This window comes from Sphingomonas sp. BL2 (assembly GCF_056680015.1).
Genome location: NZ_JBWXPL010000002.1, coordinates 151,212 through 178,030, shown reverse-complemented (window position 1 = coordinate 178,030; position 26,819 = coordinate 151,212). Strand labels below are relative to the sequence as shown.

Below are 26,819 nucleotides of genomic sequence, written 5' to 3'. Positions count from 1 at the left end.
ATGACGGAACGTTTGCCGATCATCGGGAAGACCGATTGGACGAGGCCTTGGTTGAGTCTTTTCCCGCAAGCGACCCGGTCTCTTCTTATCGGTTCGACTGATCGTCGAAACCCTCTTTCCCGCGGTCGACTACCCTGATCGATCCGCAGGCTTGAGTGTTAGACCGGGAGTTCTTTCAAGACAATTGCTTCGACCGGGTCGCTTCCATACCCGGCCCAGTTGGTGCGCTGCGCGATGCTACAGAAGGCTGGACCGCAGGGCTCGCACTTTGCCTGTTCCTGTCTTCTGCGATGGCCATCATCAGTTTTTACGAAGGAGCAAATCACGCCGCTTTGTAAAACATCTACGCTTCTGTCCATCGCCATGGGCTTGGTCGGAAGCGAGGTAGGTCAGTCATGGCATATCTGGATCCGTACCTCACAGCGTGCCCTTTACCGTGATTGGTTCAGAAAACTCCGTTGGTGTTGCAACCCGGGACAAGGATAGCCGTTATTGACTAACGATTAGTCGCTCAGCTAATGGACGAAGCATGGATGATGTTCTACTCGGGGCTCAGGCCCTCGCCAGCGAGAAGCGACTGCTGATACTCAAATGGCTCAAGGATCCCGCGAGCTATTTCAAGGCCAACCAGCCCTACGACGAGGAGGAAGGGGTCTGCGGCCTGTATATCGCGCAGAACCTTGGCATATCGCCGGCCTCAACGTCCGTGCATCTGAAAGTCCTGACCCAGGCAGGACTGGTCCGAGGCCTAAGGGTTGGGAAGTTCACCTACTTTCGCCGGGTCGAAGCAGCCATTGCGGCTCTTGCCGTTCAAATTGCGGGGCTCTGATCATGACGACCAAGCAGGCACACGCGCCATCTCTGCAACGCACGATTGGCCTGGGTCAGGCCATCGCACTCTACATTGGTGCCGTGGTCGGCGTCGGAGTGCTCGTCCTACCAGGAGCGGCCGCATCGATCGCCGGTCCCGCGTCGATCGTTGCCTGGGTTTTCGACGCACTACTGGGCATTCCGCTCGCGCTGACGTTCGGCGCCATGGCGAGCCGCTACCCGGATGCGGGCGGTGTCTCGACGTTCGCCCGGAACGCCTTCGGTGCCGATCTGGCAGCCCTGGTGGGATGGTTCTACCTCGTCGCCGCAGCCGTCGGGGAGATCATCGTTCCTCTCGCCGGCGCCCACTACGTCGCCAGATACGTCGGGCTTGGCGGTGCGGGGACCTATGGACTTGCTGCCGGGATCCTGGTGATCACCATCAGCGCAAACCTACGGGGTTTGAAGGTGGGTGGGCGATTAGCGCTGTGCCTCAGTGCGGCGATCGCGATCATGCTCCTGGTTGCGACCCTGTCGGCGCTTCCTCGTGCCGGCGGTCACTGGGCTCCGTTCGCTCCGCATGGATGGACAGCCGTAGGATCTGCCGCCGTCTTCGTTTTTTACGCTTTTTTCGGATGGGAGGTCATTGCTCATCTCGCCGAGGAATTTCACGATCCATCGCGCGATGTCCCGCGGGCGACCGCATGGAGCGTAGGCGGTATCACCCTTCTTTACATCGGCATCGCTGCCGCGGTGATCGGCACGGGAACCTATGGGGCACCGGAGCTCGACCGAACGGCGGTCGCGAAGGTACTGGCTGACAGTCTCGGCGTTGGCGCTGGACAGATCGCAGCGGCGATGGCGCTGCTCATCGCGCTCGGGACCTCGAACGCCTACATCGCCGGGGCTTCACGTCTCGCCTACGCGCTCGCTCGCGACGATGCTTTTCCACGGACGTTCAGGACGCTCGATAGGCAAGGCGTTCCGAGAGCCGCTGTTCTGTTGGTTGGCGGCTTCGCCCTTATTGGTTTGGGCGTGAGTTTCGCGACGCGGGTCGACGTCGAGGCTTTGCTTGCCATCCCGAACGTTCTCGGCATTGCTACATACGTGATCGGCATGGCGGCGGGCGTCCGACTGCTTCAGGGCGCACAGCGCGTCTTCGCCGGGCTTGGAGCGCTACTATGCGCAGCGCTGCTGCCCTTCGCTGGTTGGGCGCTGCTCTGGCTGATCGTCGTAGGTGTAACTGCCATCCTCATCGCCCGGCGACAACGCCGCATTTTCTACCGCTCTGTAGTACGTAGCGTAGGCATCGATCGCGATCAGCAACCCTAAGCGGTCTTGTCGATCATCATGCCCTTGCCCCCGAAGAGGACGGCTTTTGATGAGGGTTGTCTGGCCCCCGACATATCAATCCTGGGTATGCCGGCCGCCTTGTCGAAGCTACCGCCTTTGATTTCCTGCAGCGTATCGTGCGAGCCATCGCTGTAAGAGATGACCGTCACTTTCATCGTTCCGCCATCGGCAACGCGGCGGTCAACCTCGTGCTTGGGCTGCTGAGCGGTGCCCCTCGCGGTCCTGTTGCCCGACGCGGACTCGCCGTCGCTGTTGGAAACTTTAGTCTTGGCGTTGTCAGCCGCGGCCACCCCTTCGACGTCCGGATCGGCCTTTCGCGAACCGAGAGGAAGGCCTTGAGCAGCTATCAAGCCAGGTCGCGTGGCGACTGGACTGGGCAGGTTTTGGATAATTCGCATCACGTCTTACTTTACGGCTGGAGAGATAGGAGTTTTAGCCTGGAGCGGGAGGCATCGATGCGAGCTGCTACGCCCCTCCCCGCTAAGCCTTTGAAGATTGAATGCCCTCAAGCGTGCGTTCCGCAAGCATGCGGAGGGGGACTGCCAGGCCCGGCATTGTGGCCATTGCCCGCAGTTCGTTCAATTCCGCACGACCATAGTTCACGATCTCAACCAGCTTTGTCAGGGGGAAGTCCGGATGAGGTCGTTCGAGGACCTTCAGATCATCTCCCACCTGCAGATGCCCCTCCTCGAGGACCCGATAGTACCAGCCCGCACGCCCCGATCGCACCATCGCCCTCGGCATCCGGTTATCGACGAACCGCAACGCCAGTTTGTAGCACGGCACTCTGGGTTGGCAGATCTGTAGTATGGCTGTGCCGATCCGATGAACGTCTCCAACACAGATTTGATGTTCGTCGATCCCGGCGATCGTCAGGTTCTCGCCGAAGCCGCCTGGTTTGAGGAGGGGTTCATGCTCGGGAAAGGCAGCGAGCCAGTCATCATAGTGGCTCGCAGCATACCCGTAGACGGCCTTATCGGGGCCGCCATGGAGATGGAGATCCGCCTGAGCGTCACCAACCAGACCGAGGTGCGTGACCTCGGTTCGATCGGGTGTTGGCGTTTTGATAAAGCCACTCGGGATCCCGTCAGGTCCGAGCGGAGCGATCCGTCCAAGCTGCACGGAAAGGATATTCATCGCGCGCAGATTTTCGCGCGCGCGTTCTGCCAGCATCCCTTCACAAGTTTGACAGTGCCGAGCGGATCAAGGGCGCGGTCGTCTTCAGGGTCCTTGTTCCAGGTGGCATCTGCGGTGGTGCTGCCGTTTACCGAGACGACCGCGAAGTGAGATTGAGCAGGCTTTCCCTTGTCCCAGGTGTTCAACGTATAGCTGCCATCGGCTCCCATCGGATAGACGAGGCAGCTGCCAGAAACACGGACCTTGCCATCGACCCTGAGGTAGCAGCTACGCTTCGCCGAGGAGCTTGAGGACGACGCTGACGCTTTTGCCGACGTCGTCGTAGGCCGCTTTGCCGCGGGTCGGTATGGCATTGCTGCTTGCGGTTGCTGCTGCGTGCGTTGGTCAATCGAGCTCGCGGCCTGCGAGCCGCAAGCGGGCAATGTACTCAGCACGAGCACGCTGATCAGAGCAAAAGTACGGGTAAAAGCGCGGGGTGCCGTCATATTATAAGGAGCCTTATTAAAAGGGAGATCGCGTCGGGTAAGAACGGGTTCAGACGAGCGGAGCGCCAAGCGGGAGGACGCATCGCCTGAAGGTAGCGTTCACGACGGTGCCGAAGCTTCCGTATAACGCCGTGGCACCGCAGATTATGCCGAGCCATCCACCCGCCTCCAGTAGCTGCGGAGATTCCAGGATCGTGCCCAATCCCAAAATAAAGTAGTCAATCCAAAGGGTCAGGAAGACGACAAAAGTCACTCGCGTCTGTCGGAACGTACATATCCAGAGGTAGAGGGTTAGTACGCCCCATAGGATTAGAGCTGCCCCGTAGGTCGCATGGGATGCCGGTAGATCAATAACCTTAGCACTGCTCAAGAATTGCAGCGAGGCGAACCAGATCCAGAACGCGCCGTAGCAGCACGAGCTGGTCCCGCCGAACGTGTTGGTCCGTTGGAACTCGAGTATTCCGACGATGATCTGGATGAAGCCACCAAATATCAGCGCCATTGGAAGCACGATCAGCAGGCCGGATCCCGGAAGAACGCCGGCGTTGATAAGGCTCAGAAGCACCGTAGTCAGGCCGAAGGCGGCCATTCCAAGTGCGCCTGGTTCAGAGCGCTCATACGGAACGTTGTTTTTTGGCATATATATTACCAATTCAACGCATCATTATCGGTAATAACGAATAATACCCAGATATATGGTATATTATCACGGAATGCAGATTGGTATTTTGTAGAAAACAGAAGAATGTGGTCTCAATAAGAGAGGGCATTATGACACCTACCAATGAGTAAATCAGCATGCCAGGTTTTTAATAAGCGCAGGCCTTATTACGCCGGACGCTTGCCGATCATGATTTGCGTTACACTTGATTTAATCCAACCATTCTCTTGGGTGCAACGAGGGTAAGGCTGAAATTTCTGCCAATCATGCTCAATATGCTGCATCGCCTTCTAGCCATATGCATGGGCGAATATCGCATCGCCCGGAGGAGGTATGGTGCGGGCGGTTTCGTGATCTACAGCAGTGCGCCGCCCCATAACTTTTCCAACGATGAAGACCCATCTGTCTGCTCTATCCGCGAAGTCCTGAGGCGATTCTCAGTTTACGATCCCTTTTGGAAAAGGTCAGAATGACGGAATCGCCCACACCGAGATGCATGCGGCCTCAAGCGCTGGTGGCTCAGGACAGGTCAACGGCGCACGATGGCAAAACTGTACGCACCGAGCCGCTGTCGAACCCACGTGCCCGGCCCCAGGCCGCAGCTGCTACTCTACGATTAACGCCGATCTTGCTGTAAACGCGAGCAACGTGGTTGCGGACCGTGTTGCCGCTGACGTTCAGCGTACGTGCCATCGTCTTGTCGTCCATACCCTCGCAGATCAAGGCCAGCACTTCGCGCTCGCGTACAGTAAGGTCGTTCAGTCCCGATGGAGCGCTAATGCGCGTTGGTTCGGACCGGAGCGTCAGATTATCCAAAATCGCATGGCTGAGCCAATTGGATTCCGTAATCGTGGCCTCGATCGCGGCAGCGAGATCGCGCTCGTCCATTCTACGTTTGGTGACGTCTTGAAACGTCCAAAGCACATAGGTCTGCTCGCCAACTGTGACACTGGCCTGTGAAACGAGGCATTCGAGACGCTGGCCGCATTTGGTATGAACCGCGCCGGATGCGATCCCCGATGGCCAGAGGTCCACGTCATAGATCGAACGTCCGGCGAACTCGTCTGCCTGATACCCAGTCAGCGAGCATAGGCTTTCGTTTGCCACGTTCACCACGTTATTGGCGGCGTCGACTATCATCATACATGCCGACGAGTTCGCAAATGCTGCCTCGACACTTGTTCGATACCGAGCATGGTACGGCTCGCTCTCCCGCCACGCTTCAATATCAGTGAAGGTAAACAACATGCAGGGCTGACCGGCGACAGTCACCGGCCGGCCTGCCACGATCACGCGCCGGCTTGTGCCGTCAGGCATTGCGAGATCGGCCAAGGTCTGTGGAATGATTTGCGCCTCGACAAGTGCGCGCTTCACGAGATCGGCGTTCACTACACCGTCGAGGATATCCCGCTCATATATCGATCGCCGCAACCAATGGTCGTCAGTGCTGTTCGTCAACGTGAGGAAGCTACGATTGACCGTGACGTAGCGAAGATCGCGCAAGCTGCAAACGATGGCTGGAGCAGGGTTTTGCTCGATAAAGCATTCGTATTGCGTGTCGCGATCACGCGCGTTCGACACCCGCCCCGTCAAAGGCTGGTGGGGTCGCGTGAAGATATCTATGCAGGCGTTTGTCATCGTCGTTCCTCGTATAACGAAGATACGGCAAAACCATCGCTTGGATTAAATGAATATCACGTCACCTAAGGAGTGACCCATTTTGATACTTGGCAGCAACAAGTATCATGATCTGTAGGACAGATCGGTATACGCGTCAGCATGGCTAACCAAACACTATATCGGATGCATTGGCTATAGCTAGAGAAGTGATAGGTTTGGCTCGCCGCTCTAATGGTAACTAGGATTGGCTAGCTGTGTAATCTTAGTTTACGCCAATAGGTAATGAAACCGGTGTGGAAGACAGACCGCCTTTGACAAATTTCGTCAAACTTACCCGCTGGGCATGACACCCCACAGACGCGCTACATCCGCCCCATAATCGACGGCAGGGGTCGCAACGCTACGGTGACTATGCCGAATGCACCAAGGTTGAGGTACTTTTGCACCATGTTAACTTTTCATTTCGCTGGGTAGGGAGATGCAGGAGAGTACAAAAATGCGTAGTACCAGCAACAGTGCGAACACCGAGCGAGATTCCAGCAACCGCGCTTACAACGCTGCGCGCGCAGAGTGGCATAGCCACCGCGCTTCGATTTCAACAGATAACAGCACTAAGAGACTGCACGAGAAGTTTGCGTTGCTTTATCGCGCGCGTGCCGAAGTAGGGAATGCCGATACCGCGACATCTTCCGAGTTTTGATAAAATTGGTACTTAGGTACGCGATAAGCTGCCTATTATACCGGAAACCTTTAGACAAACCTGCTGGTTTGATGCTGGGGATCAGCAGATCGTTGGCCATACCGGTCTGACTGCGTGACCCCTAAAACAAGGGGCTTTTCATGGCATGGCATCGCAGTCCTTCCCGAATTGGGCTTGTTGGCGTTGGCATCGCGACGATGTCGCTTGCGGCCTGCGTCAATCCGTCAGCAAAAATCGCAACCTCGCTTGAGGGATATGGCTTTCAGCCGGCGCAGTCGCAGTGCGTCGGCGATCGGCTCGAGGCAAACTTGTCGCTTGGTCAGTTGCAGCAGCTTGGCCGCGCCGCCAAGGCGTCGCGCGAAGGCGACACGACCCCGGGCCGCCTGACGGCCAGCGACTTCGTTCGCGTGTCTGGGCAGGTCAAGGATCCCAAGGTGCCTCTCGAAGTAGGCAAGGCAGCTGCGGCGTGTGGCATTCTGACCGACCCCGCATCACCGCTCTAAGTCAGTCCTATGGACATCGCCCTGGCACGGGCGATGTCCCGATCCTTCGTACTGCAATGCATGCCAATCGCCTATAAAAGGCCAGCTATTTGCCATGCAGGTCTGCATTGCGGCGGTACCCACTACTCGTCGTCCGAGGATCTTACGCAGGTATACGCCGAGAAACTCCGTACGTAATCAAACCGCCTTTTTGAGCGGCTCCGGCAATTTGTTGTCCGGAAGCATGTTGCGCAAATGCTGGTGCACCATTTGCTTGTTGAACGGCTTGGAGATGAATGTGGCCTTTTCGGGCATCTCGCCCGCTTTTGGCAGAACATGACCGGATGCGATGACGATTTCGATCGCCGGCCAGCGATCGGCGACATGACGCGCCAACGCAAAGCCGTTGGTTTCGCCGGGCATGTCGACGTCAGAGAACAGCAGTACGATACTCTCCCAGTTGGTGGCTAAGACGCGCTTCGCCTCGTCGCCGTCCATGGCTTCGTAGAAGCGGAATCCGGCGTCTTCGAGAATGGCAGTCGTATCCATCATGATGAGCGGATCATCATCGACAACGAGGGCGTAGGGTACGGTTGAAAGGGTCATGGAGCCCTAACTCGCCCGCCATATGCCGAGTTGCGGCGCGCGAGGATTTACTGGTCGATTTCCTCAAAATGCGACTGCGGCATGGCCGTATCCACGGGCCATGCCGAGTGTCGTTTGCAGGCTGTTAACCGAGTAGTTTTGTCACAATAGCCATCATAGCCTACTGACACTAAAGGACTAAAAAAAACGCAGCGTCCAACGTCGTAAGGCCCGTTGAGCACGCGAACGGAGTGACGTGTGCGAGATATCCAGGAAGAAGCGCGGATCGTCCGCGAGCTGACGCGCGGCGATAGCGGATCTGACCCTTTTGCCTCGGCCGTGCGGGCAACGCGCATGCCGATGATCATCACCGACCCCCGGTTGCCCGACAATCCCATCGTGTTTGTGAACGACGCCTTTGGGAGGCTGACTGGTTATGCCCGCAGCGAGATCATGGGGCGCAACTGCCGGTTTCTGCAGGGACCGAACACGGACATGGCCGACGTCGGCCGGGTGCGGGACGCGATACGCGTCCGGGAGTCGATCGAACTCGACATGCTGAACTACAAGAAGGACGGCACACATTTCTGGAACCGGTTGCTGGTTTCACCCGTGTTCAACGACGACGGGATGCTGCTCTATTTCTTTGCCTCGCAGTACGACGTCACTCTCGAGCGCGAACGCCTCGTCAATCTTCAGCTTGATCGCGATGCCCTAGAAGCAGAGGTGGAACGCCGCATTGCCGAGCTTCAGGAGAGCGAGCAGCGACTTCAGTTTGCCCTTGATGCCGGCCGCCTGGGATCCTGGAGCATCAATCTCGATACATACCGGCTAACGGCATCTGCCGAGTGCAAGAGGATATGTGGTCGTGCCCCGACCGATCCTTTGACCCTCGACGAACTGCGAGAGTCGATCCACCCGGAAGACCGGCAGATGCAGATCGATGGCATAGAGCGTGCCGTACGCGACCGATCGCTGCTGGACCTCGAGTACCGCTTGCGGACGCCGGCAGGTGAGGAGCGCTGGGTACAGATCCGGGGACAGGCGAGCTACCGCGCCGATGGAACACCGTTGGCAATCGTCGGGACGACCCAGGACGTGACCGCACGGAGGCGCGCTGAGGAGCATCGGACCCTCTTGGCTAATGAGCTAAGCCACCGGGTGAAGAATACGCTTGCGTCCCTGCAGGCGATCGTCTCGCAAACGATGCGCCGGGCGACCTCTGTGCAGGAGGCCGGCACGACGCTGGAAGCACGCATCCACGCGATGTCCGCCGCGAACGACTTGCTGATTAGTGGCAGGTTCGAGAGCACGTCCCTGCGTACGTTAATTGAGCGCACGCTTACCCCCTTCGGGGTGGAAGACGGTCAACGGTTCAAGCTTTCCGGTGAGGACCTTCAGCTCCCGCCCCGCCTTGTGGTCGCATTCGCCCTTGCCCTCCATGAGCTTGCAACCAACGCCGCTAAGTACGGCGCGCTATCGACTGCCGATGGGGTAATAGATCTGAGCTGGAAGGTCATGGACGGCTGGCAGCCGCATGATCTCCACCTCACCTGGGTTGAGTCAGGAGGCCCACCGGTTGAACCGCCAACGCGAACCAGCTTTGGCACACAGCTGATTCAGCGTGTTTTAGCGCATGAAACCGGCGGAACGGCGAAAATCTCATACCTCCCTGGTGGAGTCGTGTTCGAAGCCGTCGCACCGTTGGTCGACAGCGCCGACAACGACAACGAGCAGCAGGATAGAGCCGAAGAAAGAAACTGAGGCTTGGCTACCCTCAGTGTCCCATCTCAGCCTAATTCACAGCATACGGCTGATAAGACTAGATATTTCATTGAGATAGTTGGCACAACGATGGTGGGTAAACCGCGCCGCTGACCCAGCATTTCTGTTTATATGCAATTTTGACGGTGAAAAATCATCGCCGGCCGTTCAGGGATGTAGTCTGCAACTACTAGGCAATCACGCATCGATACCATCGTGTAGCATCACCTGTTCCGCTATGGAGCCGGGGTGAGACCTGATAATCCCGAAGACCACGAAGCGCTCTGGACGGGGATTGGCGAACCCGAAACTGCTCAGGATCTGGTGGACGCGCTTGCGGAGCTCCGGCTTCTGGCGATCCGGTTAGACCTAAAAGTCGTCGGAGCCATCGTTAGCAGCGCGATGGGTATGGTCCCACTCACAAAGCATTGAGCTGGTGTCGTTCGCTTTGTCAAAAACCTTCAGAAAAGTGCGACGGCCCGTCCCCACAGGGTAGCAAGGACGGACCGGTCACAGCCGGAGGACGACTGCGGCGAGGCATAAACGCAAACCGCAATGTTAGTTTCCTAGTGCAATACCAGTTTGTCTCGGCATCCGGGTAGCGTTCTATCCCGGTTTAGTACGTCGGTTTGTCGTCAGATCTTCGTTTTGTCGGGAAACCGCCTCACGTCTGCGTGTTTTGTCCCCACCAGATAGGAGGAAGCCGTTGAATACCCCGATCCATGATACGCCTTCCGACGTTGCGGCGATCGACGGTTGCGTGGTTGTATCGGGACCTGGAGGGGTCGCTGTAACCTTGTCGGCAGATGCGGCAGAAGAAACGGCAAATCGCCTTCATAAATCTGCAACCGAGGCTCGCAATCAGCGGAACACTGACCCAGCGCTGTCCGACACGCCGGAATCGTGAGTTGGCGATGCGCCGAATAATTTACATCAGTAGATCGCTGGTTGACGGAGATCCCGATGCGATAGCTGGTATCGTGGCAGGCTCAGTCGCCTGGAATACCACAGCCGGCATCACGGGGATGCTTTGGTCGGATGGCGCGAACTTTGCGCAAGTAATCGAGGGCGCTTCTGATCAGATTGAATTGACCATGGAGCGTATCCGCCGCGATCCCAGCCATACTGACATTACGGTCTTGTTGGACCGATCGATCCTATCTCGCCAGTTCGGTAACTGGTCGATGCGATGCGCTGGTGACGATGAGGCGAGCGCGCATGGCACCAGCTTCATGATCGGCTTTGCAATGGGCGAACGCACCGCCGCATCGAAACGATTGTATGAAATCGTGCTATCTAGCCATGCTGGTAACGTGGGGTAGGGAACAGAACCACGCGGCTACGGTTTTGAGTGCGACCGGCGCGGTTTCCCCCCTGCCCTGCCGGAAACGACGCCCCGCTGCTGCTCCCGCAGCGGGGCGCCTCCCAATCCAAGTTGTTGGGTAGCGTGGCATCGGTGTTCCCACAGAGAGCACCTCTTACCGACATTCTCTTCCGCGTTGATTGCCTCTTGCTCTAGCGGTGGCAAATGCCGGTATCGATGGCGAGATGGCGGCTTGGACGGCCAAAGGCGTTCGGCTCTGATCGAGTTTGCTACCGCTCGACTGCTCTCAAAATAGCATCGTTTGCGAGACTGTCGGTGTGGTCATAATGCAGTAATCAATCCCTTTTTGCATCTCAAAGGATTAGTAGCGTGCGCGTGATATTAAACGACTCAATCGACCTTGGCTTCGCAATCGCCGCTTTGATAACTGGCACAGTCGATAGGAGCGAAATTGCCGATTGGGCTGCACGGGTAATTGACGAAGTGGAAGATCCACCAACCTATATTTACGTCATGCTGGACATGGAGCGCTACCACGGGCGTGGTCTTCATGACGAGCTTGGATTTACGCCAAACAGCGGCGTAAATTCTGAAGACGAATTTCAGTACCTCCGTGAGATCGCAGTGCGTCGCGGCAAAGAAGACTCTGACTATCTTGGGGGTAAGAGTCCTGTCCGCCTGGGTGCGGTCCGCAAGGCTTATATAGATAATCTACTTAAAACGAATTTCGGATTCGATGTCCAATCATTGCCGCAATTGTACCTAGCGAATGCTTCGCACGCCCCATAACTTTCGAGAAGCAGGCTAGCATAAACTGGTGTCCATGGGACCGGCAGCAGCTTACCAGCTCGATAGCATACGAGGTCCGTCGCCAGCGGTTCTCGAAAGTCGATCGATTCCGGGAACGGTCTTGCCCAAGTAGGGCACCGGCAAGATAGGTGTATAGCGTTGGTCATGAGTACACTCATGATAGACGCTGGTTTGGGGGTTTCTGGGAATGTCAGTTTGGAAGCCGGGGGAGCCGGACCGCTCCTCGATCGAAGATTTCGTCGTCAGTTTCTGCCGTGAGTACAAGGCTTGGAACAACGACGCTTACGCGGCTTATTCCAGGGAAAACGTCGAGCAGCCTGCCGATGATTATTTTTCCGCATCCTACGCAAATCTGCTTCGCCCCTTTATCACGCCCGAAACTCGAACGCAGCTGCCCACTTTCGGGTCTGACCCGCGCTTTGACCCTGATCGGCTCACCATCCGCTGCGTCACGCCGACGAACGACGGCGCTACGGTCGAGTTCGAGATACAATCCATGGTGGGTGAGTGGGCGGACGACTTTGTAGCAGATCTCACGTCAAAGCCGGTCATTGCCATCAGGCAAATCTACTATGTGGACCCTTATCCAGACGGCGACGTCGATCGTTTGCCGTACCTTTAACTCGGCCATCATCGCGTGATGCGGGGAGCATCACTGATCGGTAGTGGCTGGGTACATTCCGCGCTCGCTTCTGCGATTCCCATTTCAGCATCGATTCCGAGAACGCCATCCCCGTCTCGATCTCCGTTCGTTTTTGGGAAGGTGCAGCGCCTATCAGACGCGAAGGCCCAGCCTCCATTCCAGAAGCCGGGTGAACTCCTCGGGATCGTCCAAGCGGAACGCGACACGCACGAAGGGACCACGCTTTTTCAGGAAAGAACGACGCGGCAACGGGCGGCCCAACCGCAGCATAATGTTCGGCCAAGCGAGTAGCGCCGCGTTAAGGGTCGTCGCGTCACGTACTTCATCGCCGGTAAACGCGCCCTCGATAGCGGCGATCGCGTCGAGTGGCACAAGCTGGTCGATCAGAAAGCCTGCCCGGACGCGAACACCTTCGGGCGTCAGCAATACCGGCCTGAACCGGAAGGACTTGATGAGGCCGACCAGATACACGAACCCCACGTCGCTCAGAACGAACATCACGATCGTGGCGGTGCGGCTCCAATGACCTAGCAGCAGATGATAAACCGCGATCTCGATCGCCGACAGGATCAGTAGCGTCTCGCACGTTGGCGTCAGGTGTTTATGGTAGCCGAAAGCTCGGGCGTCTACCGGTACGTCTGCCGGCCCGCCCCACCGGAAAAGCGCCATGTGAAGCACTGTCATTTCCGCCACAGCCAGTCGAACGAGTGCGGGCGGAAAGAACTCCGATGCGGCAGCTACCCACCGCTCCTTACGGTCGATACCCGCCCGGGTTACGAGCCGGCTAGCTCGGGCCGTTGCCCAAGCGACATGGCCTAGAACCACGGTCGCCATCGCCAGCACTAGGATCGGCATTTCGAGTAGCGTGCCCCGTATCCCCGGAGGCGAACCCAGCCAGACGGTGAAGCTTGCCCCGGCCAACACCGCCAGAATGGCGCTGTGTTCCGGCTTTCCCGATGATCGGGCAACAAGCGACAGCATCAACGTGTCCGCGACGATCCAGAGGAACAGGAGCAGCGCCGGGAGCGGATGGGCCGTCGCCACCGGCATTCGCACCGCCATTCCGGCGAGTGCAATGATGGCGAAGGGCACGATCTTTGCGGCGATTTGCCGGCGACCAACAACGCTACCAGCTTGGGCTGTCATAACCCCCCATTCGCCTGCGCGAATGACCGGATGCTGGTCTGGCGCAGCGTCAGAGTCGCACATAGCCTGCCATCCGAGCGGCTACCAGTCTTCCCATTTTCTCGAAAGGTCATCGTTGATGGGTTCTGGGAATGTGTCTGCCATTCCCGATATTCGATCCCAATGAGAAAGCCCCTGCCGTCTCGATCGGCGTTCCTAATTGGGAACACCGCTCGGATCAGCGTTATCGTCCACCTCCAGCAGAACACGATAAGCGCTGTCTTCGCTTTGCATTGCGCGAACCGCTTGCTCAGCCGTTATCGAACGCTGAAGAAGTCGGCTACCGGCCGATTCTCCGCTGTCGTATTCAGCTATGTAAAGGTCGTCTTCGCAAGTGATCCGCAGACCCCATCCCTCGAATACGACCGTCTGCAACGTCGCCCCCTGTCAAAAGGTTGATGTGATACGCCCTGATAACGGATCTGCGTGAGCTTTGGAAAATCCTGATGTACCATCCTTTTTGGGAATGGCGGTAATGCAGCAAGACGCAGCAATCGACACCTATGTCGCCGAAAGCTATGGGTTACCACAAGGTCAAGGTCCGTCGTTCCGACGCGGACGCCTTCGCGCGAAGCTAGGGCAAATACCGTGAACAAGAGCCGTCAGACCGACACAGCTCTATGAATGAGCCCGGTCGAACACTGACCTTCGAAAGGCTGGTCTGGATCGATGACAGGAGTTTATCGGGGTGCGCTCCGGTAACAAACACGACGAAGAAGCCGTTCCCGATCTCGTGTCCCTCGATAACGCCAGTAGGCTCTATGGCAGCGCCTATCGCGTCCTCGACATCATAGAGTTGGAACGTCTCGCCTTCGATGCCAAAATCATCATTCGCCAGTTTCAAATGGATAGAGAGCCGTTGCGGGTCAATCGCCTGACTTGGGATCGGGCTGTCCATGAACGTTAAACCTGCAACTGTTAACATGGCAGCTAAAGCTCTTACCATCTAGGTCGTCGCCTTCCGGTCAATCCCGCCATCTGACCGCTACGGACGGGCTATGTCCGTGCCCAGCCGCTATACGAGGCAGCGCCGGTCGTCATATCGATCACGAAGGTATCACCGCCGATCCGGCTCGCATAGAACCTTCCGTCGATATTGCTGATGGCGGAGAAGGTGTCGGTCGCGGGGCGGGTCGCATCGAAATTCCGGTGCATGTCGTCCGTCGCGCCCTGTTCCGGCGCAATCTGCCACACAGGCCGATTGCTGGCGTCGAACAGGAACACCTCTCGGCCCCAGATCTCCCGATGAATGACATTTCTCGCCGGATACGCTTCGAACAGCACCAGACGCCCGATGCCTGGCACCGGTAAGATCATGCCTATTGGGTAAGACTGCACAACTCGGTCCGATATCCTTGTTCGACACCACAATACGACGTGGCGGTTAATTCCCGAAATTCGATCGTCAACGGGAAGGGAAACCGCGGAATTCCTCAAGGCGTGACGAATTTATTCTGACCGCCAGTGCGTCACTGCCTACAACAGGATCTGACCGCATCAGGCAGTTACGGATGATAGTTCTCAAGATAGATTATTCGCTCGATAGTTTGCCGTAAGACGCAATCACTTATGATAACCTCGTCTAACGTCCCTCCCACGTCATCGCCTCGATCTCGACGGCATCCCTCTTTCTTGGAAACGATCCACTTGCGTTCAGATTCTCGCAAAACTGATTTCTTCGCGGGATTTAACCGTAACATAATCATCTTATATGCTTGGTTTAGCCGATCATCCTGACGCTGAATTTCGGCGTAATTGCATGCGGTGTTATCATGATCGGTATTTCCCGCAGCAGTCGCTGCGGACATGCAAGAACGGAACTCGCGAGAGTATCGATGGGCAGGATCAGAAGCCGCATAAGCCGGCATCACAGCTCCGGCAGCTGCGATTACCACGATCATTGCATACGTCCGCATTTTTGTCCTCAAACAGCAAGATGCAGTGAATCTACGTTCCGTATCGCGCTCGACTGAACGTATGTCTATTCCCGATTAAGCATCCCTCGCGAGGAAGCCGGCCCGAGCAAAAACGCCGACTTGCAGTCATTCCGAGAGACCCGCTACGCTAGTAAAATGGCACTGCATCCTGATGTTGCTCGGCTCGCTGGAACACTCGAAGCAATGGTGACATTGCTAAAGCTGCACGGTGACAACGGATGGGCCGAGAAGGTCGAGCGGTGTAGATCGAGTATCGCACAATCCGATTATCACGGCGTCGATCGACTTTTGCGTCTCTACGGTGGAATGGGATCACTGAACGACGTGGTTCTGCAATCCGGTGGAATTGCCCCGGCAGAAGACAATGAGAGGTTTAACGCGCTTCGAACAGATGCTTGGAAACAGGTGAATGCACTGGCGCGAGACAGAGCGCGCGATGACGGTAACTAACCACCCAACTCGGCCATTCCCGAAATTCGATCGAATTTCGGGAATAGCGGGGTGAGAAGGAAAGCAGACATTCGGCAGCGCTAGACTTTTGCAATCATTGGCCCGAAAGACGTTCGTCATGGATCAGTTGATCAAGGTAGAGCAGCCGCTCCATTGGCGCGAGCTACATAATATCCGCCGTGAGGTCCTGTTCGATACTGGCGTGTTTCCGTTCGAGTATGACGAGAACCACCCTGACGACCGCGCTCATGGGAATACGCCGTTTCTGCTGATATCGGGAGGGAAACCGATTGGCGTGGTGCGGCTAGATCAGCGTGGCACGATCGGGGTAGTCCGCCTCGTCGGCATCCGCACGGCATATCAGCGCCAAGGCTATGGTAGGGCACTGGGCGAGCTTCTCGACGCCCAAGCCGTCGCGAGCGGTGTCGCCCAGCTTCGCGTAAACGCGTTCATCGATGCGGTTGGCTTCTACGAAAAGAGTGGTTGGGAGCGCGCAGTTTGGGATCAGGACGAGTTGGAGAGGGCTAACGGACGGGGTGTCCAGATGATCAAGAACGTCGGGCTACAGAAGCGGTAGGATCGGCTGCGTTCGAGTGCCATGATCTGAGCGCAGCGGATGGCTTCAGCTATCAGGAACGCCTGAGCCAGCAGCACAGTACATGTCCGTTTTCGGGCCTCCTGGTACGATCCCGCATTCTCGCGATGGATCGAGAAACGAGAAGGCGAAGGCGTTCCCAAAATCCGAGTGACGCAGCAAAACGGGGAAAGGCCCCCTGCGTATGGCGAGGCTCAACTCTTGGCTTTTCCCTCCAATTGCCTATGAAGCGTCCATGACAAACCTGATGACGATCGTTTCGCAATGCTGGTGGCCCGCGATTTAAACGCGGCCAGTCATACCCTTTTGACCCGGCCGCTGCTTTCGGCGGCCCGGTTACAGCACTTCCGACGATAGCAGCGGCAACCCCTTGGAGTGTTGCCAAATGCCCTCTTCTTCGCAGCCTGTGATCCTCACCGGAGACCGCACCACCGGCGCGCTTCACCTCGGACACTATGTCGGCTCTCTGCGTAACAGGGTGGAGCTACAGCATACCCATCAGCAATATGTGCTGCTCGCCGACTCCCAGGCTCTTACTGACAATGCAAATGATCCGGGCAAGGTCCGCCGCAACGTGCTGGAGGTGGCCACCGACTACCTTGCGGTGGGGATCGACCCGAACCTGTCCACGATCTGCCTTCAATCGGCGCTACCGGCGCTAGCTGAGTTGACGCTTCTCTACCTAAATTTCGTGACGGTCGCGCGCCTCGAGCGCAACCCGACCATCAAAGATGAAATCCAGGCTCGGGGCTTCGGCCGCGACATTCCCGCCGGCTTCCTTTGCTACCCGGCAGCACAGGCCGCTGACATAACGGCCTTCAAGGCTACCGTGGTTCCCGTCGGCGAGGATCAGGCGCCGATCATTGAGCAGACCAACGAATTGGTCCGCCGCCTCAACCGCCAGATCGGACACGAGCTGTTACCCGAGGCGCGGGCGCTGATCCCCGCAATGGGAAGACTGCCCGGCGTCGACGGCAAGGCGAAGATGAGCAAGTCGCAGGGTAACGCGATACCGCTATCAGCGAGCGATGCCGAGATCGAGGCAGCGGTGCAGCACATGTATACCGACCCGAACCATCTACGCGCGACCGATCCAGGGCATGTGGAGGGCAACGTGGTGTTCACTTATCTCGATGCCTTCGACGTTGACGTGGAAGCGGTAGCCGAGTTGAAAGCACATTATCGTCGTGGAGGGTTGGGGGACATGGCGCTGAAGCGCCGGCTGACAGGCATCCTTCAAACGATCGTCGCGCCGATCCGCGAGCGCCGGGCCGCACTCAGCGCCAGGCCCGACACGATCATGGATATTCTGCGCGCTGGCGCGGAGAAGGGCCGCCAAGTCACCGAACGCACCAAAGCGGAGATCATCGAGGGTTTGGGGTTATTTCAGCTGTAGCTGTTAAGCTTGCCAGGCTTCTCGCAAACGAGGGGCGATCGAGAAGGCCGGAGCGTTCTCGGAATCGATCCCCTTTGAGAACGTCGATTTAGCCGCAACCATCCTGTGGAACGTCACGCGTAGCCTGAGCACTGCCATGAGGGTTGCAAACTGGGGAGGGCCGAAAGACCCTCCTGTTTACAGGTCGCCAGTGAGAAATTGCGCCTTTCCGAACGCAAAGCTCCAGTCCGCATCGCTATTCTCGATCACAGAGAACATCACATCCTGCGGCTCAATCCCGCAACGCTCCGCAAGGCCGCGCGTCACCGTCTGGTAAAATGCCTGTTTCATTTCCTGCGAGCGAGGGCGCGTCGTCATATGGATCAAAACACGCTGTTCGGTACGCTCGAAGCCCAACCCAGTATCTTCCATGACAAGATGAGTGGCTTCGTGTTCGGTGACGATCTGATAGCGGTCACGAACCGGCACCTGGAACGCTTCCACCATCGCTTCATGGATGACCTGCTGCCATTCGGCGATTGTCTTTGCAGTGCGCCCTTTGACGACATGGATGTTGAGCAGCGGCATTACTGGTCCTTCCGATTGCGGACGGCGTTCAGCTCGCCCACGAGTGTTTCAATAAGGGTGGCGGCAGGCATCGCGCGCGAAAGCGGCGCTCCTTGTCCCGCCCATTGCGCGCCAAAGCCATGTTCGCCGCGCGCTTTGGCGGCAGCATGGAGGGCTTTGCCGGCGTCGTATGCAATGGGGTAGTCGGGCGGCAACCGCTCGGAGAGATGTTCGACCAACGCAGTAAAACGATTGGCAATTGTTCGCGCTGGACGTCCTGAAATTAGCGGTGTCAGAGTGGTGTGATACGCTCCCGAGCCGGTCAATGCGGCGCGGTAAGCATCATCAGCAGCGGATTCCGGACAAGGTACAAAAGCCGTGCCGAGTTGCGCTGCAACCGCGCCGAGGTCGAGTGCGGCTGCGATGCCCGCCCCATCCATGATCCCGCCGGCCGCGATAACAGGGAGCTTGGTTTTCCGTACCAGCAGGCGCGCCAGCGCAAGCGTACCAAGAGCATCATCGGGCTTTTCCGGATCGAATACGCCCCGATGTCCGCCTGCCTCGATACCTTGCGCCACAATAGCATCAATACCGGCTGCCTCGATCGCGTGCGCTTCCTCCAAGCTGGTAGCAGTCGCAAGCAGGTAGATCCCCCGCGCGCGCAGAGCGGAAAGCGCGTCGGCAGACGGCAAGCCGAAATGGAAGCTGACGACGGGAGGTTTCAGCGCGAGCAGCGTTTCCAGCATGTCGGCATCGTCTGCAAAGCTCTTATAGATCGTCCGCAACGCCTTGGGCGGCTCGGCGTCAAACTCGGCAAACAACGGCGCGAGCCATTCCAGCCACGCCCGTTCACGCTCCGGATCGGCCGTGGCGCTGCCGTGGACGAACAGGTTGACGTTAAAGGCACCGTCGATGTGATCGATGCGCGCGCGGGTTTCCTCGATCATCGCGCGCGCACCCTTGGCGTCGGTCGCACCGACCCCGATCGATCCTAGCCCGCCCGCATTTGACACCGTTGCGGCCAGTGTCGGCGTTGAGACACCGGCCATCGGTGCCTGAACGATGGGAAGCGTCATGTTGAGCCGGTTGAGCATCCTCGCCTCCTATGCCGCAAACGCTTCGTCAGTCGGACCGAACAGTTCGTAGTGAACCTGTCCCGATGGTACGCCCGCCCCGATCAGGCCGGGAACGAAGGAGCGCAGGAAGGGACGCGGACCGCATAGGTAAAAGTCGGCTTGCTCGAATGGCGTGTTGGCTTTCAGCCAGTCGACCGTAACTAGCCCGGCTTCCGCATCGTCCGCCTCGCTGCGCCGTTCGTAAAATGTATGGACCTTTGTACCGCCATGCTGACCGGCCAATTCGCGGATATGCGCGTCGAGAGCGTGCGCCTCACGGCTCGCCGTCCCGTGGACGTACCAAACGCGAGCGGCGGGATGCGCCTCCGCAATCATTTCCATCATGCTGACCATGGGGGTCAGTCCCACACCGCCAGACAGCAGTACGATCGGGCGCTCCGGCACGTCGGCGAGGAAGAAATCGCCGGCAGGTGGCGTAGTTTCTACGATCACGCCGGGGAAGCCGTGGTCGTGCAGGAACGCCGACGCACCCCCGTCCGCCTGCCGCTTCACGGTGATGCGATAATGATCGTCGCTCGGGCCGGACGAAATTGAGAAGTTACGTTTCAAACCGGGCAGGCCCGCAGCGTCGAAGCGGAACGTGAGGTACTGGCCGGCGCGATGGCGCAGCACTGGACGACCATCGACGGGCTTGAGAACGAACGACACAATGCCTTCGCTCTCCGGCCGACGCTCAGCGACGACGAACTTGCGCCAGTCGGTCCACCCACCTTCGTGCGTCATAATCTCGGCGCGGATCGTGTCTTCGCGACCGGTCAGGATATTGGCGAGAAACCAGTATGCCTCACCCCAAGCTGCAAGAATTTCCGGGGTAGCAGCGTCGCCTAGCACTTCCTCGATCGCGCCAAGCAGGGCCGTTGCGACGTAGGGATAATGCTCGGCTTTGATGGCGTAGCCGATATGCTTTTGCGCGATCCGTTCGACCGCAGGCCCAAGCACACCAAGATTCTCGATGTTGCGAGCGTAGGCAAGGACGGCGGTCGCAAGCGCATGGACCTGAGCGCCGTTCTCCTGATTGGCTGTGTTGAACAACGCGGCAATCTCCGCGTCTTCGAAAAGCCGGCGATACATCGCCCCAGTGATGGCGCTGCCATGCTCGGCCAGCGCTGGAACGGTGGCCTTCACGATGGCGATGGTTTGCGGTGACAACGACGCGGACATGGGCGACTCCGTAAAGAGGTATTCAGGATGCCTCTATTGTCGTCACCATATACATGCAACCGAAATACCGGTATTAGCGTATCTCAATGAAGCTGACCCGCTACACTGACTACGCGTTGCGCGTGCTGATCCACCTCGCGGTGCATGAGAACGAGCTGGCCTCTATCGGTCGGATCGCTTCGCGTTACCTGATCTCGCAAAACCACCTGATGAAGGTTGTGCAGGACCTGAGCCGTGCTGGTTTTGTAGAGACGATCCGGGGACGGAACGGGGGATTGCGGCTGGCACGGCCGGCAGCGGAGATTAACGTCGGCGAGTTGGTGCGCCATACCGAAGGCGGCTTCGATCTCGTGGAATGCGGTGGTTGCGTGATCGCGCCCTCGTGTGGCCTGCCACGCGTCTTGGCGGAGGCGACTAAGGCATTCCTTGCCACCCTGGATCGCTACACGATCGCGGATCTTTCTACCCGACCGGCCGATCTACGCGCGCTATTCGCGTTGCGTGATACGGATGCCGCAGTCTCGGGCGATGTGTTGGACTCGGACGGCATTACCATGAGTGACGATCAGCATAGCTAAGCGAGCGCGAACGGCCCTTCGTATTCCCAAAATACCATCGTTTTCGGGAATGGAATCAGGCTTGGTGAATCACGAGCCGCTTGTACAGGTTGGCGACGCTACCAGGGGCGGCGTCGCCAAAGAACAATGCGAGATTATCAGCCGACTGGCGCGCGACCTCCCGGCTTCGCGGAAACAAGTCTTGTTCATAGGCGGCCAACGCGACTTCCATGTCTGCGGAACTATTAACGAGGGCACGGGCGAGTTCCGCCCCGTCGAACATTGCGAGATTGGCTCCTTCGCCTGCAAACGGCGACATAAGATGAGCGGCATCGCCCACCAACGTAACGCCGGGCGTTCGCGGCCACTCGTGCCCGATCGGCAGGGCATGGATCGGACGCAGCGTTGGGTAAGCGGTGCTGCCGGTGATAAGATCGGTTAGCACCGGAGCCCAGCCCGCGAACCGCTCCGCTATCAAACGCAAGCCGGCGCGGACATCGCTGAAACTTAGCGACCGTGCCCACTCCTCCGGTTCGTTCAGCGCTACATATCCCGCGACGCTGCCATCAGCGTTGCGGTGCGCCATGATGCCCTTCCCTGGAGCGGGAGCCATCAGCGTGCCTGCGCCGACCGCCGCCACGCTTGCTGCGTGGACCGTATCATCGGCAGCAAGGGCAATCTCGATGAAACACGTGCCGGAGTAGATCGGCCGCGCGTCAGAAACGAGGGACCGAACCTTGGACCAGGCACCGTCGGCACCTACGATCAGATCGGCGATCACGGTATGCCTGTCAGCAAGAACGACCTCATGCCGCCCGCCTTCGATTGTGCGGAAGGCGGTGACCTTGTGACCCCAGCGGATCGCATCCGCGGGCAATGATGCGATCAGCATTGCGCGCAACTCGCCCCGATCTACCTCCGGACGGGCTGAAGCCGGGTCAGCCGGCTTGTCGAACAGGATCGTCCCGTCCTTCCCCACGATGCGCTTGCCGTCCTCGCCGGGGCGGACGAGGCGCAGGAACGCCTCGTGCAAACCGGCCGCTTCAAGCGCGCGCTGTCCGGAAAGGTCGTGAATGTCGAGCAAGCTGCCTTGCCATCTAGCGGTCGGCGAGGACTCGGCTTCGTAAATTGTGGCTACAACCCCGTGCCGGTGCAGGACGCGGGCAAGCACAAGGCCGCCTAGGCCGGCACCGATGATAGCAATAGTATTCTGCATGATTGGCGCTCCATATGCTGCAACGTCGGCGTTCGACGCTACGGATGATGTTTGGAGACGCTGGGCGACCATGCAGATGCGTGGACGACGTATACGCGACAGCTAGGAGGCGAGTGCCGTCCCGAACCGTCGTTTTGCGCGACATTCACGCGCTTATGTGACAGCCTCGTTTTTAGCAATGCCGGGCCGCTGTGACGAAGTCATAAGGCTGGATACGCTTTCGGAAACGGTTCCTACCTATTTTGGGAGGCAACCGACTTTCCTAATAAACCATCGTGTCTGGGAAAGCCGCGCAAGCAGAAGCAGCAATCGTTAAACTGCCAAAATACTAGGCCGCTATGACGGCTGCCCATTTTATATGCGCCTCTAGATCGCTCCCGAACCCGGCGCCCAAAAGGACATCGCGCCAGTCAATTTGGGCGAGAAGCACCGCGTTCTCGAACGCAGTGATGCTCCCATCCGATAGTTTTAAAGTCGCGAGCCAAATGCGCTCCATTGCTTCGCCATCCAAATCTCGAGAATGGACTTGCTCCGGTCCGCAATCGATCACTAGCGTCGTTTCCACCCGCTCCCACAAGTTCGGTGGAAAGACGACACGAAGAACGTGATGCGTCCTAAGGGTTATATGAAGCGCATTGTTCGGCACATTTCCACCCTTCAGGCTCAGCACACTCACTTCTACAAGCAAACATATTCCCGCTCGACCATCCTTTGGGGGAAAGGGCGGCTGCGTCAGGGACGTCCGATAACGCCGTTGCCTTCCCAATAGCGGACGGTCCGCTTTCCTTCCCAACCCGGACATTCAGGGCCGACACGCATCAGATTTCTGCATCAAGCGATGCTACGATTTCCGCGACTTCGAGCCTGATGCAAAACTCGTGGTTTTTGCATCATGCTGCGAGGAATTTGCGCTTAGGCTGCTATCGCCCTTGTATCGCAAAGCAGGGTGAGCAAACCTCTAGTGCTGCCTGGAGAAGTGATATGCTTATACCTCTAATAAGCCTGCTGGCAGCCGCACTCGCTCCAAGCGCTCCGACGACGGAGGCGATTTGCACAGTTGGACGTGCAGCTCTTCGAGATCTACCCGGTATCTATAACAACTATCCTGCGGACTCATACTATGCCGCTTCCGATGAAAATGGACGCGATCTGCTGAACGTGTGTCCTAAACTAAAAAGTGAATTGCCGATCGGCTATTCGGAGGCGACGGATGATGCTCATACACGAGCAAATATACATGCACCTGTACCGGGATATAGCCCTCGACCTGCTTATATATATTCAATCAATGTACCTAAGTTCAGCGCCGATCTAAAATCAGCTACCGTCCATTTCGAATATACTTGCACTGGCCTTTGTGGCGGAGCTTTTGAAGCTCATTACGCCTTAACGCAAAACGGATGGCAACGTCGGGGTGCGCTCCGAACATTATACGTCTCATAGGGACTTGGGTCGGCTCTATGCAATGCCGGCTAGCTCAAGGTGTTGATGCAAAGTTTGTGATTTTCGCATCACCAGTCATGCCGTTCTGTCCCATTGCGTAGAGCGGCGCGGTCTAGCATCCTCTCGTAATGATCGAACTGTTCCTGCTCGCTATCGCTCCCGTTGCCGACAATGCGTCACCATGTTTACCTTGCCTCCCCGTGGCACCCGCTATGTCGAAGCCGACCGCGTTCGCGATTGGGAATATTGGGTTAGTCGGCGGCACGCGGACGACTGCTGTTGCTGCCCTTTCCGTTGACGCTGGTGCTGCGACCGCGACACTTGACTGTCATTTCAGCGGGCGCTGGCGGATGGATACCGCGTCTATCACTGGCATTACCAAGCCAACGGTCTTTCAGGTGCATGACGGGCGTTTCAAGCGAGACGATGCCGAAGACATAATGGCTGATGGTCGGCCTCATCGCGTTGCCGGAGACGGCTACGTCGATGAGCAATCTATTTCAGTCGAAAGCGATCATCTTGTCAGGGAAGTCGACAAGATCCGCGGTAAACTCGCCTATACCGTGGATTATAGTATCTCGCCTGACGGCAACACTCTGACATGGCACGTAGCCAGCTACACAAGCCCGGATGGCAAAGCCGTTCTGAGCAAGACGGTGCAACGCCGTGTCGGCGCGGCGAAGAAAGGCGCGCATCTTCTCTCCGGCACGTGGAAGCGCATCGGTGTGACGGCGGATTCTAGGAGTGACTGGATTTTAAAGCTGGACGGCAATCGCTTCAGTTGGAGGACCGATGGCGGCATCGGGTACGACGCAATCGTCGGAGGCGCGCCGGTTAAACTCGATGGGGACAATTCTGGCGTTCGAGCGCAAATTACGCGACCGCGATCCGATCTTATTGTCGAAACCGATTTGTCAGCAAATGGTACAGTCGACGACACTCTTTCCATGCAGCTGATGCCTGATGGAAGGACCCTTCGCGCTACTGGCATCTATGGCCCCGAGAAGCGGTCGACGACCTTCACTCTGCATAAACTGGTGGAATGATCGATCTTCGATCGGCATCGGTCGGCATGTGAAAGGGCCGAACGAAGCGTGGTTTTTGAGCGTCAACTGACCGGCTGCTTCGCTCGCTACGCTGATGCAAAACTGTTGATTTTTGCATCAAGAGGGCTGGGGGAAGGCGGTCAGGAACCTGTCATTTACAGTTGGTTGATAGGTTCACTCGATGAGCTTCAAAAAGCCTTTTCGAGCCGCCCCAGTAAAGCTGGGAAGTCACTATCGCCGTAAGCAGCGGGGTCGTGACCAGAAATCCGCAATCAAGGTGCTCGGTGCTGCTGTAGCCGCTGGGGCAATCATGGGCGTGGGAAGTATCGCGCTTAGCGAGGACGGACGAGTTCGGATGGTCTCAGCTGTAAAACCGGTTGCAGTATGGGCCGGGATGGCGCGCGCGAGGAAGCCACAGGCCGGTGATTTCTGGAGCGGGTGCGATGACGCCCGTGCTGCGGGTACCGCACCAATTTATTCTAATGAGCCCGGCTATCGCGAAAGCATGGACGGTGACGGCGATGGCATCGCCTGCGAACCCTATCGGTAAGTGAGTTGCAAAAGGGACCCCTTTTGCGACGCAGCCCGTGCCAGCTTCAATTCTCAAAATTCGATCCTTTTGAGAACGCCCCTGCCGTCACGATCGCCGTTACTCGATCCGAGAATTGTCTTGTGTTGCGCGGTGGTTACGCAACCGACTGTGTCGGCTAGCCTAGATTCGGCATTTCCGCATTCACCCGCTCGCGCAACGTCGCATACTTTGCCGCCATATTCAGGTGCAGGGTTTTCACAATGGGGTCAGTAGCCAGTGCGGCCATGTCGAGTTCCTGCTGTGCGCGCATCAGGTAATACTGGTCATCAGTAATCGCTGCCATCGCCAACCCCATAAACTGAACGACCCGTAACACTGTTTATGAGACGAACAATCTCGTCGGGAGGGTTGCCGAATGTCTCCAAATTCTACTCTTTTTTATCATATAGAATATAACCTTTGAGGTTCAGAGTATCTGAAACCTATGATAAGATCGGGGATGACCCCAAGTAAATTCATCGCTTTTCAAGAGCGAAAAATGGGAAGGCTCCTCACGCCTGAGGAAAAAAATGTTTAAACGAAGTCCGCTACGCTTGTGATAGCGGTAAGCGTGATACTGTAAAAGCAATGTGGTCGGCGCTGGATGATTGCATAGCGGTTAGACCGCTTCGGGAGACATAGTCAGGGTCAGTCGTTATTCGTGAAGGCGGCAGCCAATCCAATTATCGACTAAAGGGGGAAAGGATCGTGGACAAGGTTCTGACTGAGCGGATGTGCGCGGAGGTTCCTGGCGAGATCGTCGTGTTCGCGATTGGTATGCGGATCAACCGTTGGTGGAAGGTATGGCGCTGGCTCCCGGTTCTGGGGGAAATGCCGCCGATGCTTCGCGAGCAGGCAGCCGATCCCGCGATCGGCCTCCTCTCCGTCCGGCCAGTATTTGGTTTTCGCAATATTGGCGTCCTCCAGCACTGGCAGACCGCCGAGCATCTTCACGCATATGCCCACCGGGCGGGCGGCACGCATTTGGGTGCATGGCGACGCTTCAACGAGAAGATTGGCACCAGCGGCGATGTAGGCATCTGGCACGAAACTTACGTTGTTCCCGCCGGTCACTCTGAGTCGGTTTTCGTGAACATGCCGCGCTATGGCTTGGGGGTCGCTGGCACTCTTCATCCCGCCAAGGGAGCGCGGGCCAGCGCCCGAAAGCGGCTAGCGGGCACACGGTCCTGATCGTTCTCACCCAGG

At 57.6% G+C, this 26,819-nt stretch carries 30 protein-coding genes; 14 read left to right on the top strand and 16 right to left on the bottom strand.

Annotation, left to right across the window (positions count from 1 at the left end; genetic code table 11):
• Nucleotides 1-529 precede the first annotated feature (529 nt).
• Both AC1ME3_RS19415 and AC1ME3_RS19410 read left to right on the top strand, forming a co-directional pair.
• The gene (locus AC1ME3_RS19415; RefSeq protein ID WP_480956044.1) at nt 530-829 is read left to right on the top strand and encodes an ArsR/SmtB family transcription factor; all 300 of its coding nucleotides are present in this window, start codon (nt 530-532) and stop codon (nt 827-829) included.
• A 2-nt stretch (nt 830-831) separates the two neighbouring features.
• Entirely contained in the window at nt 832-2,142 is a 1,311-nt protein-coding gene (locus tag AC1ME3_RS19410) for an APC family permease (protein ID WP_480956043.1), read from the top strand.
• Here the strand turns inward: AC1ME3_RS19410 and AC1ME3_RS19405 are convergent.
• From AC1ME3_RS19405 to AC1ME3_RS19380, 6 genes are all read right to left on the bottom strand, one after another.
• Nucleotides 2,139-2,561 (bottom strand): hypothetical protein, encoded by a 423-nt coding sequence (locus AC1ME3_RS19405; protein WP_480956042.1) that lies wholly within the window; start codon nt 2,559-2,561, stop codon nt 2,139-2,141. The genes AC1ME3_RS19410 and AC1ME3_RS19405 overlap by 4 nt on opposite strands.
• Before the next feature lie 82 nt (nt 2,562-2,643).
• On the bottom strand, nt 2,644-3,336 hold the full coding sequence (locus AC1ME3_RS19400; RefSeq protein ID WP_480956041.1) for an MOSC domain-containing protein: 693 nt from the start codon (nt 3,334-3,336) through the stop codon (nt 2,644-2,646).
• The gene (locus AC1ME3_RS19395; protein WP_480956040.1) at nt 3,297-3,785 is read right to left on the bottom strand and encodes a hypothetical protein; all 489 of its coding nucleotides are present in this window, start codon (nt 3,783-3,785) and stop codon (nt 3,297-3,299) included. The genes AC1ME3_RS19400 and AC1ME3_RS19395 overlap by 40 nt, the downstream gene beginning before the upstream one ends.
• A 49-nt stretch (nt 3,786-3,834) precedes the next feature.
• Nucleotides 3,835-4,425 carry an acetate uptake transporter gene (locus tag AC1ME3_RS19390; RefSeq protein ID WP_480956039.1) on the bottom strand — a complete coding sequence of 197 codons (591 nt, stop codon included), beginning with the start codon at nt 4,423-4,425 and terminating at the stop codon, nt 3,835-3,837.
• A gap of 540 nt (nt 4,426-4,965) precedes the next feature.
• The gene (locus AC1ME3_RS19385; RefSeq protein WP_480956038.1) at nt 4,966-6,084 is read right to left on the bottom strand and encodes a LuxR C-terminal-related transcriptional regulator; all 1,119 of its coding nucleotides are present in this window, start codon (nt 6,082-6,084) and stop codon (nt 4,966-4,968) included.
• 391 nt (nt 6,085-6,475) lie between these two features.
• Nucleotides 6,476-6,643: a DUF2613 family protein gene (locus AC1ME3_RS19380; protein ID WP_480956095.1), complete on the bottom strand. Its 168-nt coding sequence runs from the start codon at nt 6,641-6,643 to the stop codon at nt 6,476-6,478.
• A 263-nt stretch (nt 6,644-6,906) separates the two neighbouring features.
• Between AC1ME3_RS19380 and AC1ME3_RS19375 the strand changes: the two genes are divergently transcribed.
• The gene (locus AC1ME3_RS19375; RefSeq protein ID WP_480956037.1) at nt 6,907-7,269 is read left to right on the top strand and encodes a hypothetical protein; all 363 of its coding nucleotides are present in this window, start codon (nt 6,907-6,909) and stop codon (nt 7,267-7,269) included.
• 177 nt (nt 7,270-7,446) lie between these two features.
• Here AC1ME3_RS19375 and AC1ME3_RS19370 read toward each other — a convergent pair whose 3' ends face one another.
• Nucleotides 7,447-7,854 carry a response regulator gene (locus AC1ME3_RS19370; protein ID WP_133021323.1) on the bottom strand — a complete coding sequence of 136 codons (408 nt, stop codon included), beginning with the start codon at nt 7,852-7,854 and terminating at the stop codon, nt 7,447-7,449.
• A gap of 237 nt (nt 7,855-8,091) precedes the next feature.
• Between AC1ME3_RS19370 and AC1ME3_RS19365 the strand changes: the two genes are divergently transcribed.
• The 4 genes from AC1ME3_RS19365 (at nt 8,092) to AC1ME3_RS19350 (ending at nt 12,353) form a co-directional block, all read left to right on the top strand.
• Nucleotides 8,092-9,597, top strand: a complete 1,506-nt coding sequence (locus tag AC1ME3_RS19365) for an HWE histidine kinase domain-containing protein (RefSeq protein ID WP_480956036.1) — start codon at nt 8,092-8,094, stop codon at nt 9,595-9,597.
• An 806-nt stretch (nt 9,598-10,403) separates the two neighbouring features.
• On the top strand, nt 10,404-10,919 hold the full coding sequence (locus AC1ME3_RS19360) for a BLUF domain-containing protein (RefSeq protein WP_480956035.1): 516 nt from the start codon (nt 10,404-10,406) through the stop codon (nt 10,917-10,919).
• A gap of 371 nt (nt 10,920-11,290) precedes the next feature.
• Nucleotides 11,291-11,710: a hypothetical protein gene (locus tag AC1ME3_RS19355; RefSeq protein ID WP_353450090.1), complete on the top strand. Its 420-nt coding sequence runs from the start codon at nt 11,291-11,293 to the stop codon at nt 11,708-11,710.
• Nucleotides 11,711-11,918: 208 nt separating this feature from the next.
• Nucleotides 11,919-12,353, top strand: coding sequence for a hypothetical protein (locus AC1ME3_RS19350; protein ID WP_353450089.1), 435 nt, complete (start codon nt 11,919-11,921; stop codon nt 12,351-12,353).
• A gap of 153 nt (nt 12,354-12,506) precedes the next feature.
• Here the strand turns inward: AC1ME3_RS19350 and AC1ME3_RS19345 are convergent, their stop codons facing one another.
• The 4 genes from AC1ME3_RS19345 to AC1ME3_RS19330 form a co-directional block, all read right to left on the bottom strand.
• Nucleotides 12,507-13,520 carry a hypothetical protein gene (locus AC1ME3_RS19345; protein WP_480956034.1) on the bottom strand — a complete coding sequence of 338 codons (1,014 nt, stop codon included), beginning with the start codon at nt 13,518-13,520 and terminating at the stop codon, nt 12,507-12,509.
• 613 nt (nt 13,521-14,133) lie between these two features.
• Nucleotides 14,134-14,457, bottom strand: coding sequence for a hypothetical protein (locus AC1ME3_RS19340; RefSeq protein ID WP_480956033.1), 324 nt, complete (start codon nt 14,455-14,457; stop codon nt 14,134-14,136).
• Between the two features lie 98 nt (nt 14,458-14,555).
• On the bottom strand, nt 14,556-14,876 hold the full coding sequence (locus AC1ME3_RS19335) for a hypothetical protein (RefSeq protein ID WP_192239184.1): 321 nt from the start codon (nt 14,874-14,876) through the stop codon (nt 14,556-14,558).
• Nucleotides 14,877-15,064: 188 nt separating this feature from the next.
• A complete protein-coding gene (locus tag AC1ME3_RS19330) occupies nt 15,065-15,367 on the bottom strand; it encodes a lysozyme inhibitor LprI family protein (RefSeq protein WP_443030011.1) in 303 nt (100 codons plus the stop codon).
• A gap of 264 nt (nt 15,368-15,631) precedes the next feature.
• Between AC1ME3_RS19330 and AC1ME3_RS19325 the strand changes: the two genes are divergently transcribed.
• The 3 genes from AC1ME3_RS19325 to trpS all read left to right on the top strand — a co-directional run bounded on the left by AC1ME3_RS19325 (nt 15,632) and on the right by trpS (nt 17,937).
• Nucleotides 15,632-15,946 (top strand): DUF6966 domain-containing protein, encoded by a 315-nt coding sequence (locus tag AC1ME3_RS19325; protein WP_332744512.1) that lies wholly within the window; start codon nt 15,632-15,634, stop codon nt 15,944-15,946.
• Between the two features lie 118 nt (nt 15,947-16,064).
• The gene (locus AC1ME3_RS19320) at nt 16,065-16,523 is read left to right on the top strand and encodes a GNAT family N-acetyltransferase (RefSeq protein WP_480956032.1); all 459 of its coding nucleotides are present in this window, start codon (nt 16,065-16,067) and stop codon (nt 16,521-16,523) included.
• Nucleotides 16,524-16,926: 403 nt separating this feature from the next.
• Complete coding sequence (gene trpS, locus AC1ME3_RS19315) at nt 16,927-17,937, top strand: tryptophan--tRNA ligase (RefSeq protein WP_480956031.1); 1,011 nt, start codon at nt 16,927-16,929, stop codon at nt 17,935-17,937.
• A 177-nt stretch (nt 17,938-18,114) separates the two neighbouring features.
• On the opposite strand, the gene AC1ME3_RS19310 is transcribed toward trpS, so the two are convergent.
• Genes AC1ME3_RS19310 through hmpA form a run of 3 tightly spaced genes read right to left on the bottom strand, consistent with a single transcriptional unit; the run spans nt 18,115 to nt 20,780 of the window.
• Nucleotides 18,115-18,504, bottom strand: coding sequence for a tautomerase family protein (locus AC1ME3_RS19310; protein WP_480956030.1), 390 nt, complete (start codon nt 18,502-18,504; stop codon nt 18,115-18,117).
• Nucleotides 18,504-19,577 (bottom strand): NAD(P)H-dependent flavin oxidoreductase, encoded by a 1,074-nt coding sequence (locus AC1ME3_RS19305; RefSeq protein WP_480956029.1) that lies wholly within the window; start codon nt 19,575-19,577, stop codon nt 18,504-18,506. The genes AC1ME3_RS19310 and AC1ME3_RS19305 overlap by 1 nt, the downstream gene beginning before the upstream one ends.
• Before the next feature lie 9 nt (nt 19,578-19,586).
• A complete protein-coding gene (hmpA, locus tag AC1ME3_RS19300; RefSeq protein WP_480956028.1) occupies nt 19,587-20,780 on the bottom strand; it encodes an NO-inducible flavohemoprotein in 1,194 nt (397 codons plus the stop codon).
• An 86-nt stretch (nt 20,781-20,866) separates the two neighbouring features.
• Here hmpA and AC1ME3_RS19295 point away from each other — a divergent pair, with 86 nt between their 5' ends.
• Nucleotides 20,867-21,358 carry an RrF2 family transcriptional regulator gene (locus AC1ME3_RS19295; protein WP_480956027.1) on the top strand — a complete coding sequence of 164 codons (492 nt, stop codon included), beginning with the start codon at nt 20,867-20,869 and terminating at the stop codon, nt 21,356-21,358.
• Nucleotides 21,359-21,413: 55 nt separating this feature from the next.
• Here AC1ME3_RS19295 and AC1ME3_RS19290 read toward each other — a convergent pair whose 3' ends face one another.
• Nucleotides 21,414-22,553 (bottom strand): FAD-dependent oxidoreductase, encoded by a 1,140-nt coding sequence (locus AC1ME3_RS19290; RefSeq protein WP_480956026.1) that lies wholly within the window; start codon nt 22,551-22,553, stop codon nt 21,414-21,416.
• Nucleotides 22,554-24,124: 1,571 nt separating this feature from the next.
• Between AC1ME3_RS19290 and AC1ME3_RS19285 the strand changes: the two genes are divergently transcribed.
• Both AC1ME3_RS19285 and AC1ME3_RS19280 read left to right on the top strand, forming a co-directional pair.
• On the top strand, nt 24,125-25,042 hold the full coding sequence (locus tag AC1ME3_RS19285) for a hypothetical protein (protein WP_480956025.1): 918 nt from the start codon (nt 24,125-24,127) through the stop codon (nt 25,040-25,042).
• 181 nt (nt 25,043-25,223) lie between these two features.
• The gene (locus tag AC1ME3_RS19280) at nt 25,224-25,592 is read left to right on the top strand and encodes an excalibur calcium-binding domain-containing protein (RefSeq protein ID WP_480956024.1); all 369 of its coding nucleotides are present in this window, start codon (nt 25,224-25,226) and stop codon (nt 25,590-25,592) included.
• A gap of 157 nt (nt 25,593-25,749) precedes the next feature.
• Here AC1ME3_RS19280 and AC1ME3_RS19275 read toward each other — a convergent pair whose 3' ends face one another.
• Complete coding sequence (locus tag AC1ME3_RS19275; RefSeq protein WP_353449839.1) at nt 25,750-25,917, bottom strand: hypothetical protein; 168 nt, start codon at nt 25,915-25,917, stop codon at nt 25,750-25,752.
• Nucleotides 25,918-26,321: 404 nt separating this feature from the next.
• Here AC1ME3_RS19275 and AC1ME3_RS19270 point away from each other — a divergent pair, with 404 nt between their 5' ends.
• Nucleotides 26,322-26,804, top strand: coding sequence for a DUF4188 domain-containing protein (locus AC1ME3_RS19270; RefSeq protein ID WP_353449838.1), 483 nt, complete (start codon nt 26,322-26,324; stop codon nt 26,802-26,804).
• Nucleotides 26,805-26,819 lie beyond the last annotated feature (15 nt).